At 70.2% G+C, this 13,451-nt stretch carries 13 protein-coding genes; 5 read left to right on the top strand and 8 right to left on the bottom strand.

Annotated elements, in window-relative coordinates; genetic code table 11:
- The first annotated feature begins 43 nt into the window (after positions 1–43).
- A complete protein-coding gene (locus F4556_RS27960) occupies positions 44–400 on the top strand; it encodes a DUF488 domain-containing protein (protein WP_184920835.1) in 357 nt (118 codons plus the stop codon).
- A 54-nt stretch (positions 401–454) separates the two neighbouring features.
- Here F4556_RS27960 and F4556_RS27955 read toward each other — a convergent pair whose 3' ends face one another.
- The gene (locus F4556_RS27955; protein ID WP_184920833.1) at positions 455–1,672 is read right to left on the bottom strand and encodes a glycoside hydrolase family 64 protein; all 1,218 of its coding nucleotides are present in this window, start codon (positions 1,670–1,672) and stop codon (positions 455–457) included.
- 251 nt (positions 1,673–1,923) lie between these two features.
- Positions 1,924–2,328: an SgcJ/EcaC family oxidoreductase gene (locus F4556_RS27950; protein WP_184920831.1), complete on the bottom strand. Its 405-nt coding sequence runs from the start codon at positions 2,326–2,328 to the stop codon at positions 1,924–1,926.
- 215 nt (positions 2,329–2,543) lie between these two features.
- On the opposite strand from F4556_RS27950, the gene F4556_RS27945 reads away from it, so the two are divergent.
- Positions 2,544–3,227 carry a hypothetical protein gene (locus F4556_RS27945; RefSeq protein ID WP_184920822.1) on the top strand — a complete coding sequence of 228 codons (684 nt, stop codon included), beginning with the start codon at positions 2,544–2,546 and terminating at the stop codon, positions 3,225–3,227.
- Complete coding sequence (locus F4556_RS39215; RefSeq protein WP_184920820.1) at positions 3,224–3,571, top strand: winged helix-turn-helix domain-containing protein; 348 nt, start codon at positions 3,224–3,226, stop codon at positions 3,569–3,571. The genes F4556_RS27945 and F4556_RS39215 overlap by 4 nt, the downstream gene beginning before the upstream one ends.
- 60 nt (positions 3,572–3,631) lie before the next feature.
- Here F4556_RS39215 and F4556_RS27935 read toward each other — a convergent pair whose 3' ends face one another.
- From F4556_RS27935 to F4556_RS27915, 5 genes are all read right to left on the bottom strand, one after another.
- Positions 3,632–3,967: a nuclear transport factor 2 family protein gene (locus tag F4556_RS27935; RefSeq protein WP_184920818.1), complete on the bottom strand. Its 336-nt coding sequence runs from the start codon at positions 3,965–3,967 to the stop codon at positions 3,632–3,634.
- A gap of 282 nt (positions 3,968–4,249) precedes the next feature.
- Positions 4,250–4,606 (bottom strand): toxin-antitoxin system YwqK family antitoxin, encoded by a 357-nt coding sequence (locus F4556_RS27930; RefSeq protein WP_184920815.1) that lies wholly within the window; start codon positions 4,604–4,606, stop codon positions 4,250–4,252.
- A 36-nt stretch (positions 4,607–4,642) separates the two neighbouring features.
- A complete protein-coding gene (locus F4556_RS27925) occupies positions 4,643–5,452 on the bottom strand; it encodes an immunity 49 family protein (RefSeq protein ID WP_184920813.1) in 810 nt (269 codons plus the stop codon).
- Positions 5,453–5,477: 25 nt separating this feature from the next.
- Positions 5,478–9,758: a toxin glutamine deamidase domain-containing protein gene (locus F4556_RS27920; protein WP_246511840.1), complete on the bottom strand. Its 4,281-nt coding sequence runs from the start codon at positions 9,756–9,758 to the stop codon at positions 5,478–5,480.
- A 113-nt stretch (positions 9,759–9,871) separates the two neighbouring features.
- Positions 9,872–10,246: a hypothetical protein gene (locus F4556_RS27915; protein ID WP_184920809.1), complete on the bottom strand. Its 375-nt coding sequence runs from the start codon at positions 10,244–10,246 to the stop codon at positions 9,872–9,874.
- Positions 10,247–10,493: 247 nt separating this feature from the next.
- On the opposite strand from F4556_RS27915, the gene F4556_RS27910 reads away from it, so the two are divergent.
- Complete coding sequence (locus F4556_RS27910; RefSeq protein ID WP_184920807.1) at positions 10,494–11,738, top strand: SUKH-4 family immunity protein; 1,245 nt, start codon at positions 10,494–10,496, stop codon at positions 11,736–11,738.
- Positions 11,739–11,778: 40 nt separating this feature from the next.
- Here the strand turns inward: F4556_RS27910 and F4556_RS27905 are convergent, their stop codons facing one another.
- On the bottom strand, positions 11,779–12,288 hold the full coding sequence (locus F4556_RS27905; RefSeq protein WP_184920805.1) for a GNAT family N-acetyltransferase: 510 nt from the start codon (positions 12,286–12,288) through the stop codon (positions 11,779–11,781).
- A gap of 141 nt (positions 12,289–12,429) precedes the next feature.
- Here F4556_RS27905 and F4556_RS27900 point away from each other — a divergent pair, with 141 nt between their 5' ends.
- A complete protein-coding gene (locus F4556_RS27900; RefSeq protein WP_313068721.1) occupies positions 12,430–13,446 on the top strand; it encodes a mechanosensitive ion channel family protein in 1,017 nt (338 codons plus the stop codon).
- The last annotated feature ends 5 nt before the right edge of the window (positions 13,447–13,451 follow it).

The raw sequence follows: 13,451 nt of genomic DNA, 5'->3' as shown, positions 1-13,451 counted from the left end.
CGGCACCGCCGCTCCGACCGCACCGGCACATACGCTCCCCCTCATGCCCACCATCCACCTCGGCCGGGTCTACGACCCGCACCGCCCCGAGGACGGCGCCCGCATCCTGGTCGACCGCCTCTGGCCCCGCGGCCTGAGCAAGGAAATCGCCGCCCTCGACGGCTGGCCGAAGGCACTCACACCCTCCACCGAACTGCGCCGCTGGTACCACGACGGCGGCGACTACCCCACCTTCCGCTCGCGCTACCTGGCCGAGCTGTCGGCCGCCGATGCCCGAGCAGAACTCGACGCCCTGCGCGCGCAGTTGACCTCCTCCCCGATCATCCTGCTGACCGCCTCCAAGGACCTCGACCACAGCCACGCGGCGGTGCTGCGCGAGCTGCTGACCGAGCCGCGGTAGCCGGCGGTCCCGCCCGCCGCAGACGCGGACGCGGACGGGACCGGTGACGACGGGTCAGCTCAACGGGTCGAGCGTCATGTACGCCTGCTGCGGGCTGCCGTCGTGGACGAGCGACTCGTGGTGGCCGACGTCGTCGAAGGCGAAGGCGTACGCGTTGCCGTCGGCCATCTGCGCGTGGATCTTCCGCGCGTAGTGGTTGGTGACGGCGTCCTGGTAGAAACCGGCCGCGCCGGTGTCGGGCTGGTTCGGGTTGGTGAGCAGGGTGGAGCGGTTGTACCCGGCGCACAGGGTGCGCGAAATCGGGCCCCGGACCAGGTCGTTGGGGGCGTCCAGCAACTTGTAGCAGCCGAAGATGCTGTCGGAGTCGGGCTTCTGGAAGCTCGTCACGACGGCCCCCGCACCGTTGGTGAAGTTCATCGTGCTGCCGGAGACCCGCCCGTAGTACTTGGTGCCGGGCTGGTCGGCGAACGGCGTGACGGTCAGCGTGGAGCTGGCGTACTTGCTCCACACCCGGTTCACGTAGTCGTTCATGGCAGAGGCCGGCAGCGCCCCGGACTCGATCCCGTGGCCCGGCGCGAGCGCCCGCAGGACGGTGCCGTCGGAGCGGGTCTGGATCAGGTTCGCCCAGCCACCCGGCTGGCCCTTGAGCGCGCTGTAGAAGCCCTGGTAGCCGCCGGGCTTGAGGTGACCGGTGCTGGTGACGGTGCCGTTGGCGGCCTTCACGCCGACGGCGTACGGGACGGAGAACATGTCGACCTGGGTGCTGTTGATCCACAGCCCGGAGTCGTTGAGCGTGTACTCCGACCAGTTGAAGAGGATGTTGCGGTTCGGGTCGCTCGGGTTCTGCACGGCGGGCTGGACCAGTCCGCCGGTGGTGAGCTTGAAGACCAGCTTCTGCCCGTACGAGAAGTAGATCCGCCCGGAGAACTTCGGCATCCGGATGGTGGTCGTCCCGCCGTTGGCGGGACCGGCGATCGACGCGTCCGGCGCGGGCACCGGCGGGTTGGCGCCACCCGGCCAGGCGTGGAACGTGCCGTTGGCGTCGGCCCAGCCCTGCTGACCGGTACTCAGCAGGGTGCCGAGGTTGTAGATGTACACCGGCTCGGTGCGGCCCGAGCTGTTGGTGAACGTGAGCGGGATGGTGGTCGGGACCGCCGCGTCGGCCCGCTCCGCGGGGAGCGCCAGGGTGATCCCGGCGGCGGCCGTCACGGCTACGGCCGTTGCCACCGCGCCGATCGCGCGACGTCGTACGGGTGCTCGTCTCGTGCCCATGGGGGTCGTTCCTCCAGGTGGTGGGGTACCACCGGACTGCCGGGACGACCGGCCGCTGGGGCCGGAAGGAGGGGGCGACAGTCCGGCGGCGCTGGTGACGCCGCACTCTGAGAGCGCTCTCAGAATGCTGCGGCCCGCCGGACATGTCAATGGTCCAGACAACAGCCACGGTCGGGCATCAGTTCGCCGCCCTCGCAGATGACCAGCCCCGCCCTTCGCCCCCGGCGGAGGCGCCATGACCGGACCCGTGCTCAGTCGGCGACGACCCCCGTGTTCTGGCAGGCCGTCAGCAGCCAGCGGCCGTCAGCCTGCCTGGAGACCACGTACAGCGGAGCGCCTTCGCTCTCCTCCCCCGGGGACAGGTAGCGCTGACGGACCTTGACCGCCGCAACGTCGGGGCGGATGAACAGGACGTGGGCCACCTGGTAGCTGACCTGGCCGTCCCAGCTCGCCGCAGGGAGGACCTTGCGGGTGAACTCGCCGATCGCGTCGAGGCCGATGAGGACCTTGCCGTGGGCCGTCGTCCAGATCGCGTCCGGATGGAAGAGCGCGAGGAACTCCTCGGGGTCCTTGTGCTGCTGGGAGTGCTCGACGGTGGCTACGAGCCGGTTGATCGCCTCGATGTCCGCCGCTCGGGAGGTGGATTCCGTAGTCATGTGGATCAGCATCACACTTCAAGTGCACTTGAAGTCAACCAAGTTGGCGATCACCCGGCCAGAGTCCGGCGCTTTCCTGACTCGATCCATGCGTTCCCGGAACTTCGGAACAGTCTCTTGCCACAACTACTCTGTAATGGAAAGCTGACTGCATGACAGATGCATCCGTCCCGTCATCGGGCACTCCTCACGAACTCCTCGCCACCCTCGGCGACTTGACCCGCAGAGTCCGCGCCACCCAACGCGGCAGCTGGCTCCCCCTCCTGCTGCTGGGCGTGCTCACACTGGGCGGGATCCTGGTCAGCCGCCTCACCTTCAGCGTCCGGACCGTCACCTGCCCGCCGATCCACTCCTCGTCCGACACGATCGCGAGCTGCGTCATCACCAAGCAGGGCTCGCCGCTCTACTGGACGCTCGGGCTCCTCCTCGCCTACGCCGCCACGGCGTTCTTCTACATCCGCAGCTCGCGCAACCGCGGGGTCGGCACCCCGGTCCGGCCGTACGTCCTCGCCGGGATCGTCCTCGTCGCACTGGCGGCCGCCACCGAGTTCTGGACCCTCCGGCACCTGACGCCGGGACTGCCGGTCGACTTCTGGGGCCTGCACCTCGACCCCGGCTCGGGAGCGGCGACCTTCCTCGGACGGTTCACCGGAGCAGCCGCGTCCGTCGGGCTGCCGTTGCTGGTGCTCGCCTGGGTGGAACGCAGCCGCGCCCTGCTGCTCTTCGCCCTGGCCTACCTCGCCCTCCAACTGGTGCCCGTCACCGCGAGCTGGGCGGGGCTCGGCCCCCTGTCCCCCTGGTCGGCCCTGCCCCGCCTGCTCGTCTCCGGCGTGTTCCTGCTGCTCGGCGCCCTCGGCTTCGCCCTCGCCCAACTGCCCCGCCGGCGCGGCGAGTCGTGACCGATCAACCCGACCAGCCCGACCGGCCCGACCGGCACCCCGCCCTCGGCCTCGACGACGTCGTCCACCAGCGCGTCCGCCTCGGCATCCTCACCGTCGCCCACACGGCCCGCCGCGTCGAGTTCGGCTTCCTGCGCACCACCCTCGACCTCACCGCCGGCAACCTCGGCCAGCACCTCACCGTCCTGGAGAAGGCCGGGCTGATCCACATCGAGAAGGGCTACGAAGGCCGCCGCCCCCGCACCTGGATCACCCTCACTCCCGCCGGCGAACAAGCCCTCCGGGACGAGGTCGGCCACCTCAAGCGCCTCATCCACCAGATCGAGCAGGGCGGTTCGCCGTGACTGCGCCCGGTCGACGGTTCGTCAGGTCAGTGGAGATCCTGCGGAAAACCAGGAGCCGGCTCAGGCCATGAAGCGGACCTGGTCGATCAGACCGTCACGTACGTGGTACGCCACCAACAGGTGGATCGGCTCATCGGTGATGCCGTACGCGGTCTCGTGATCGACGACCCACCCACCCTCGACGCGGCGGCCGGTGATCTCGGCCCGGCACCGGCCCGCCGCGAACTGGTCACGGTAGGCATCACGCAGCGCCTCCGAGCCCTCCCACAGCGAGCCGTCGCGGCGGTGGACCACCACGTTCTGGGCGTAGGTGGCCACGAAGGCATCGAGGTCATGGGCGTTGTAGGCATCGAGCTGGCGTTCCACGACGCTCTGGGGATCGATCACGACAGTCATACGTCGGATTATGTCCCAGCTCAGAGCGAGCCGATCGCGCTCCGCCCCGCCTCAGCCCCTCGGCCGCGTTCGCCGGGGCTGAAGCACCCGGACCTCGCCTCCTCGCTCGGTGATCCATCGCTCCGGATCGACGCCACCGAGTTCCACCGACTCCGCCCCCTGACACAGCATCACCAGCCCGAACACCGATCCGACGAGTCCCTCGACCACCGTGTCGGCGTCCACCAAAACCTTGAGCCAATCAGCGGCCGGCGCTTGCTCCAGCGCGCCCGAGTTCGCTGCTCAAACCTCGGCCTGCCAGCTTCGGGTCTCCCGACCGTCCTGGTCCCACGCGTAGCCGGCCACTTCCGTGCTGGTATCCGTGAACAGCCGCCGGGACTCCAGCCGCCCGTTGGGATGCCAGGCCAGAGCCTCACCGACGAGACCACCCTGCACGAACTCGCCCTGCGCCTTCGGACTGCCGTCCAGATACCACAGCCGCCACGGGCCGTTGAGCCACCCATCCCGGTACGTCTCCAGTGAGAGCGGGTCGTCCAGCGCCCCTTCCACCACCTCACCCGTGAACGGCTCGCCGTCGTAGGTCAGCCGCAGCCCCGTATCCATGCCGACCATCGGATCATCGACATCAACGCGCCGCACCGCACTCACCATCGTGACTCGCGGGCGGCAGAGCTCTCAGGTGTCATACTCCCCGACCCAACTACGCAGCAGCAGGTGCTTCGGCAGGTAGTCAGACTGCACCTCGACCGGCAGCCCGGAATCGTGCGCCAGGCAGGCGATCGCCAACAAGGGCAGCGAGACGAACCCGTTGGAGTCCTCCACCCGGTCCTCGTCCGCCGTCCAGTACTCCCGGTGCAGTTCCAGCCCACGAGCCAGCGCCGCGTTGAACTTCTCCCCGTCCCGCTGCACCAGCTGGTTGAGCGCGGCGATCGGCGGATACAGCAGCTTGAGCAGCACCTCACGATCGGCCACCCGCGCGACGTCGGGGTCCGTACCCTCGATCGCCGCCAGCAGCAGTTCCATCAGCTCCGGCGCCTTACGCCGGTACGCCTGAAGTGCCCCCGCCCACGCATAGATGTACTCGTCGAACTGCGCCCCGGAGTCACGCAACACCGAGATCGGCACCGTGCTCAGCAGATCCAGCCGCTGCGGCTCCCGGCAGATGACGGACAGCCAGAACGCATCGACCCACGACCCGGCATCGGTGAAGTACTGCGGCCCGACCGCCGGAATCTCCCGGACCCCGCGCCGACCGAGCCGGCACTCGACCGGTCCCTCGGCCACGACAGCCGCGAAGACGGCCGAACTCGCCTGCATCGCACCGACATAGGCGTTCCAGGTGTCGATCTCTTCCGCCTCCGGGTCGAGCAACCCCCGCTTCCGAGCCAGCGTCAGAGCCGTGCCCACCGCACCGTGCAGGTCCCAGGCCGTCAGCGGCTCCTCGGCCAACTCCTCGGCCAGGATGCCGGCGAGTACCTCGATCACCTGCGCGACCTTGTCCGTATCCGGCTCATGGCGTGCCACTGTCACCAGCACTGGTGTTGCCCTCCCCACCTGGAGTACCGATATCGAACTGCTTCATCAGATAGCCATCGTACCCATTCTGACCATCGACCTTGGCCTTGACCATGACGTAGTCCAGCTTTCCCGCCTTCCAGGCAGCTCGCAGCTTCCTCGCGAGGGCTGCTTCCGTTCCGTCGTCGCCCTTGCGGTCCTTCATCTGCGCGAGAATCGCTTCGAAATAATCCGGGTGCCCCTGCATGACCTGACGCCCGTTCAGCGCCTTTCGGTCACCCAGGTCAGCTGACGGAGCCTTGGCCTCGACAACGACGAATCCGCCGTCTTCGCGCTGCCAGATCTGGTCGAACCGGTTGTTGCCATCCTTCCGGTCATCAATCCGCTCGGCTCCGGGGAAGTTTTCCGGAACGGCGTGGAACTCTGCCACACGGTCGCCCAGTTCTTCACCGGCCTTGCCCATCAGATGGTGCGGTTCCTTGTGGTCCTGGCGGAGCCGCTCGTACTCGGCCTTGGCAGCCTCGTCGGTCTTGTCTTGTTCGTGCTTGTTCTTTGCTTCCTCCAGATCCTTCTCGGCGGCCTTGTCCCTAGCCAGCGCGGCGTCCCGCTTCTCGGCGGCCTCTTCGATCCTCTGGGAACGCTCTCGATCTGCCGGAACCGCGGAGGCACGCTCGACCTCGGCACCGTCCTTGTACGACTCGGCTGCCGGCGGCGGCGCATCCTGAGCCGCGATCCACCTGGTCGAATCAGCCGGGTAATCCGGGTTCTGCCGCAGCTGAGGAATCTCGTTCCCGTTTTCATCCTTCTTACCGATGCGGCGACGGTCGCCTTCCCGGTTGTAGTGCTCCTTGAACCACTCAGGCTCTTTGTTGGCCTTCTCCACCTGCTTCCGGACACGCTGCCGCTCGGCCTCGTCCGAGTACCTGCCGTCGCCGTCGTTTCCGGCGGGTTCTTCGGGGGCGCGGCGGTCGTTGTCGGAATTGTGATCGGGGTCGGCGTGGGGAGTGGGTTCGGTGGGGTTGCGGTCGGGGTCGAGGGGGATGGCGAAGACGCCGTTGTCGCCGTTGTGCAGGGGCTTGTCGCTGCGCTGGCCGGTCTGGGAGTCGATGTAGGTGATGGCGCCGTTGTGGTTGACGGCGTTCCAGGCGTGCGAGCGACCGTCCGCGTCGGTGGTGATGATGACGGCCTGGGAGCCGTGGCCGTTCTGACGGAGCGTGTCTTCGAGGCGGCGGTAGGCGGCGGGGCCGTCGCCCATGTCGTTGAACTTGGCGCCGAGGGCGTTCTCGATGCGGTCGCGGCCGTTGCGCTCGCCGCGATCGGAGGGATTTCCGTTGGCGTCGTGGTCAGGGGTGCGTGCGCCGGCGGGGGTGGGGTTGCCGTCGAAGGTGTCGACGGTGGCCAGGGCGGTGTCGACGCAGTTGTTGTTTCGGCCGGGGGCGTTGGGGTCGTCGCCGTTGATGGCGCCGGGCCAGTTGCCCTCGTTGGGGTCGGGATGACGGACGGGGGTGCCGTCGGGGTTGTGCGGGGTCGCGTCGTTGACCCGCTGGTGGTCGCGCTCGGTGGGGTCGAGGATGCCGCCCGGACTGCCGGCGGGACGGTCGGCGGTGGCGGGACGGTGCGGCTCCTTGGCGGTGGCGTCGTCGGGGCGCGCCGAGTCCTGGCCGGTGGGGTCCAGGCGTGAGCCGATGTCAGGGCTGGTGCTGTCCGGACGAGCCGTGTCGGGGCGGGTGTTGTTCGAGCCGGTGGGGTCCAGGCGTGACGGGATGTCAGGGCGAGTGCCGTCCGGACGGGTGGTGTCCGGGCGCGTGGAGTTCGAACCGGTCGGGTCCAGACGCGACCCGAGGTCCGGGCGGGTGCCGTCCGGTCGAGTGCTGTCGGGACGGGTGGCGTTGGAACCGGTGGGGTCCAGACGCGAACCGACGTCAGGGCGGGTGCTGTCCGGGCGCTTCGCGTCGGGACGGGCGGTGCTCGAACCCGTCGGGTCCAGCCGAGAGCCGAGGTCAGGCCGGGTGCCATCGGGGCGTGTCGCGTCGGGGCGGCTGTTGTTCGAACCGGTCGGGTCCAGGCGTGACGGGATGTCGGGTCGGGGGTTGGCGTACGTGGTGCGGGGGTCGGGGCGGTTCGTCGCGGGGCCGCGGTCGGCGGCCGGGCGCGGAGTGAAGGTGGGGCCGTCGCGGTCGGGGCGGCGCTGCGGCTGGACGGTGGGTGCCGTGGCCGGGGTGGATGGCGCGGTCGGCCGGTTCGCCCCCGGTGTGGTCGGGTTCGACGCCGTCGGGTTGGCCGTGTGCGGCACACCGCCGGGCACACCACCGGGAGTGGCGGCCGGGGTGGGCGTGTCCGGTGTCGGCTGCGGGGTGGGGCGGTGGTCCGGGCCCGCCGACGGCGGTGCGGTGGCGGTGGCGCCCAGGCCGGCGGTGTTCAGCCGCGGGGCCGAGGTGCCGGAACCGTCCGAGGTGGTGGCACCGGCCGGATCCGCGAAGGCGGTCCGCGGGTCGACCCGGGACGAAGGCGCCTCCGGTGTGGCGTGGTCAGGGGTGGTGCTGTGCACGGGGGTTCGCGCGTCCGGCGTCGTGGCGACGGGCTGTGGGGCAGCGTCGGGGCGGGTCTGGGCCGGAGTGCTCTCGTGCCGGGGCGCGGGTATGTCCGCCGGGGCGGGCTGGTGGCTCGGGGTCGGCTCGGCTGGACGCACCGGACCGTAGCTGGGACGACTGTCGTCAGCCCGCGCGGGCGACGTGCTCTCGGCGGGAGCGGGACGGCTGCCGGGATCGTGGTCGGGCGTACGGGTCGGGTGCGCACTCTCCGACGGACCCGGGTGAGGACGACTGTCACCACTGTCCGGCGTACGCGACGGACCGTCAGTTGCGGCCGGACGGCTGCCCGGTTCGTGGTCAGGGGTGCGCGAAGGCCCGTCCGGAGACGACGAGTTCGGACGCGTGCCGGAGTCACCGTCGGGCGTACGAGTGGGGCCGGCCTCGGACGGGCCGGAGTTCGGGCGCGTGCCGGGGTCACCGTCCGGCGTACGGGACGGGCCGTTGCTGTCCGGGGTTGACCGTGGTTCCGGAGACGGGGTGTTGGTGCGGCCGTTGTCGTCGGAGCGACTCGGCGTGCTGCTGTCACCGGCAGGTGGCCGCGTCGAACCCGCGTCCCCCTGCGGCGTGTTGGCCTCGGGGCCGACCCGGGTGCCGAACGGGTCCAGCGGCGTGGAACCGCGGTCGTTCGCGGTCGGCGACGGGCTCTGCTGCGTCGAACGCGGCCCGTCACTGCCCGGCGAGGTGTCCCGGCTCGGCGTGCTGTCCGGAGTGGTGCTGCTCGACGACGGGCTGCTCGACGACGGGCTGCTGCCGGACGGGGAACTGGAGGAGGGGCTGCTGCCCGAAGGGCTGGCCGAGGAGGGGGAGTTACCGGAAGGGCTGCTGCTCGACGAGGGGTTGCTACTGCTCGACGGTGAACTGTCGTTGCTCCGCGACGAACTGTCGTTGCTGTTCGACGCATCCGAGCCGTGGTTGCTCCCCGACGAGTCCGCGTTGTTGCCGTGCCCCGCCGCACTGTCCAACCCACCACGCGCATGACCACCAGCCCGCGAACCCACCCCGTCCCGCAACGCCTCCGTGAACGTCTGACCCGAGTTCTTGACCGCGGTCACGAACTCCTCCGCGCCCGCCTTCCCCGTCCGCCCCAGGTCATACCCGTCCTGCGCACCGAAACCCTGATTCACCGTCTGCGCGATCAGATCACTGATCATCGCCTGAACCGCCGAAACCACCGGCTCCTTCAACGTCTCCAGGATCGCCTCCACCAAAGCGTCCCGAAGCTCCTTCAACAACCGACGAACAATCATCTTCGTCGCCTGCACCGCACCAGCCGCACCCAGCTCCGACAACCCCAGCGTGAACGGCGCAGCCGCCTGAGCAGCGATGATCTCCACCGCCAGCACCACCAACTGCGCAATCACCGCGATCTTGCACGCGATCACGATCATCGCCGCCGCATCGAACGCCGCCGCGATCAACCGCGACGCCGTCGCCGCATCCGCCAGATACCCGTCACTGCCCCCGGCCGAGAACTTCTCCCACGCCTTGCCGAACGCCTCGATCGAATCACCCGAGTTCGCCGAACGCACATTGTTCGCCGCACCCGCCGCCCGATAGTGCAACTCATCGACCGTGTCCGCGAAATCCCGCCACACCTGCGCGGACTCCATGAGCTTGTCCTCGTCAGCCTTCGGCCAATCGAAGCCGAGCATCTCCAGGACCCACTCAACACTGTCCGGCAACATCAGCGACACTTCGTCAAACCCCCAGTAATGACGAGCACTTCACGACAACACGAAGAACGGCGCCCCGCCGGTCCGCCTCACGAACCCACGGGACGCCCGCTCCGGAAAAACCGTCAGGGACGGTGCCGGTCGAGTTCCCACTCCTCGGGCTCGTCCGGCCCGTACTCGGCCTCGGTCTCCTCGCGCAGCTTCTCGGCGCGGCCCTCGGAGGCCTCCTGCTCGGCCGGCGACAGGTTCTCGGCGGCCGTACGAATCTGGCCCAGCCGGTCGCCGATCGCGCCGAGGTAGGTGTCGGACTGGACGACCTCGCGCATCCCGATCCGGCCGGCCAGCACGTCCCTGGCCATCCGCTGGAGCTGGTCGCCGACGGCGTCCGAGTCGGCGAGGGTGCGCAGCGCGCGGCGCAGCTCCCTGGCCTGGGACGGGTTGTCGGCCACGTCGAGCAGTTCGTCGTCCGAGATCTCCGGAACTTCCCGGTCTGCAGCCATCTCTCCCCCTGGATCCCGGCTCCCCACACCGTGGAACCAACTGGGCCCACGGCGAACAGCATTGCTCATAAGATCATAATGTTTACGGCTAGGGCTGTCCTCGTTCAGTCTCGACCTTGCAACAGGTAGCCTCACCGAGTCCGGCCCGCTGCGCGCCAAAGGCAGCATGACAGCGGCCCAGCAGCCGAACGGCAGAACCGTACGGGCGGCACAGCATTCACACAGCACAGCACAGCGAGGAGTTTTCGTGATCACCCAGGAGCTTGCGCTCGGCACGGCTGACGCCTGGCTGAACGGCAGCGGCAGCGCGCGGCGTGAGGTCCGCTTCCGGGAGTTCGACCTGGGCTGGGTGGTGTGGGCGGCTCCGGCGCCGCTGGAGCGTGACCCGGTCACCGGGCAGCGGCGCCCGCCCGCCGACCTCGGTGACGCGTGCGGCGTGATCGACCGTCAGAGCGGCGCGCTGAGCGTGTGGTCCTCCGTCCCCGTCGATGAGGTGATCGAGGCGTACCGCGAGCGCAGCCGCCCCGCCACCGGCCCCGGCAACACCCTCACCGCCGGCTACCCGCACCCCACCACCGGCGAGGACACCGTCCTCGAACTCACCGCCGGCCCCGGACGGCCCCCGGTCGAACACCAACTGGTGGCCGAACTGGCCCGCCGTGGCGTACCTGCCGACGCCGTCCGCACCATCCACACCGCGCTGCGCCCCGCCACCCTGCCCGGCGGCTACGGCGCCGCCCTGCTGGAGCGGCACTTCCCCACCGCCGCCGTGACCTTCGACCACCCCTACGGCATCACCGCCACCGAACGCGCCGAAGGCATCGCCGCGCTCACCGGCAGCACCCGGCCCGCCACCAGGCCCAACCCGCTGCCCGCGCCCCAGCCGACCGAGGTCACCCCCGCCGAGCCGGTCCGCGACGTGGCACTGGGCCGCCAACTCCCCGCCGCCTTCGGCCAGGTGATCCGCTACGACGCCGACGACCTCGCCGCCAGCGCCCTGCCCGAGGCCACCCGCTCCACCCTCGCCTGGGCCGGACTGCCCACCGAACTCCCGCTGTTCTTCACCGCCGACCGCCCCGACACCCCACCCCCCGGCGGCCTCTTCGCCGACCTGAGCACCCACCTGACCGCGGCCGGCTCCCCCGTCGAGGCGCAGACCCTCGACATCCTCGCGGGCTGGACCCGGATCGGCTCGGACGGCCTGTGCGCCATCGCCGTCCAGACCACCGGCGACGAGACCGGCTCCGTCTGGGCCGTCCACCCGCGCACCGGCAGCGGACGCTACGTCAACAGCTCCGTCTCCACCTATCTCCGCAGCCTCGCCCTCCTCGCCACCGAACGCCCGCAGCTCAGCGGCCTCGACCCGCACGCCGCCGGAGCCGCCCTGGCCACCCTGCAGACCGGCCTCGCCGAGATCGACCCCGATGCCTTCCGCAAGGACACCACCTGGTGGACCGTCGTCACCGAACAGATGTGGCACGGCCTGCTCTGACCCCAGCCGGGAGCCGGACGCCGACCCCACGGCGTCCGGCTCAGCCGCCCAGCCCGTCGAGGCCGTCCCAGCTGATCCGGTAGTACTTCAGCTGCTCGTCCTCCCTCACCAGCCGCATGCCCGCCGCCACCATGACCCGCTGCGACCCGACGTTCCCCAGGTCGGTGTCCCCCTCCACCGCGGCGACGCCACGCGAGCGCGCGAAGGCCAGCAGCGCGCGAACCGCCTCGGACGCGTACCCCTGCCCCCGCACCGACGGGACCAGGCCGTAGCCGATCGTCACCGTGCCGGTCCGGTCCGGGACGCCGTGGAAACCCAGGCCGCCGATCACCCAGCCGTCCTCGCGACGCCGGATCTCGTACGAGCCGAGCGGCTGCGGATCGCCGTTCTCCGCACAGGTGTCGAGGAAACGGCGGGCTGCGTTGACGTCACCCACGCCGGGATATCCGGGTGCCCAGCGGGCCTCCCCGCGCTCGCCGGTCAGCACCTGCTCGACCTCGGCGACGGTCATCGGATGGAGCATCAAGCGGGCAGTCATCAGATCGTCCATGGCCGACGACCCCATCACGTCGGCACCCCCGGGCGCATCCCGATTTCCGGCCCCGCCGCCGGGCCTCCGCGCCACGGCACGCCCGCCGACATACCGTCACAGCAGGGCGCAAATCGCCCCCGCCCTCGTGGAGGTGTACCCGTGCTCTGGCCGCTCGTCTCGCTGCTCGCCGTCGTCCTGGTCACGCTGGCGGTCGGCTGGGTGGCGGACCAGGTGCTCCAGCGGGTGGCCGGCCGGCACCCCGAGGCACCGGTCTGGGCGCTGCTGCGGCGCTGCCGCGTCCCGCTCCAACTGGTGGTCTGCAGCAGCCTGCTGATCGGCACCCAGCCGATCGAACGGCTCTTCGACCTGGAGGGCGACGACACCCACCACGTGCTCCTGCTGGCGCTGTTCGCCAGTATCGGCTGGCTGGCCATCCGGATCGTGGCCGCCCTGCTGGAGGCGTTCTTCACCCGGTACGAGGCGGTCGCCGACCCGGCCCGGGTGCAGCGGGTCCGGACCCAGCTGGGGCTGACCCGACGGGTCGTCAGCGCCCTGATCGCCGTCGTCACGGTCGCCGTGATGCTGCTGACCTTCCAGGCCATGCGCACCATCGGGGCCAGCCTGCTCGCCTCGGCGGGCATCATCGGCATCGTGGCCGGCATCGCCGCCCAGAGCGCCCTGGGCAACTTCTTCGCCGGGCTCCAGATCGCCTTCGGCGACACCGTCCGGATCGGCGACACCGTCTTCGTCGAGGGCCAGCAGGGCACCGTCGAGGAGATCACCCTCTCCTACCTGGTGATCCGCCTCTGGGACTACCGCCGCCTGATCGTCCCGACCTCCTACTTCGTCAGCAAGCCGTTCGAGAACTGGACCCGCAAGGACCCCGGCCTGCTCGGTTCCGTCCTGCTCCACCTCGACCACACCACCCCGGTCGGCGAACTCCGCACCGCCCTGGGCGACTTCCTCCCCACCACCCCGCTCTGGGACACCCTCGAGTGGTCCCTCCAGGTCACCGACACCACCCCGAGCACCATCGTCATCCGAGCCACCATGACCGCCCGCACCCCGGACGACGTCGCGCTGCTGCGCTTCGCCGTCCGGGAACACCTGGTCGCCTACCTGCGCGACACCCACCCGACCGCCCTCCCCCGCGTGCGCACGGGGGAAGGCGAGTGACGGCA

Source organism: Kitasatospora gansuensis (genome assembly GCF_014203705.1).
Classification (GTDB): domain Bacteria; phylum Actinomycetota; class Actinomycetes; order Streptomycetales; family Streptomycetaceae; genus Kitasatospora; species Kitasatospora gansuensis.
Note: the sequence above shows the minus strand (reverse complement) of the source record. Positions and strands in the feature narration are given on the sequence as shown.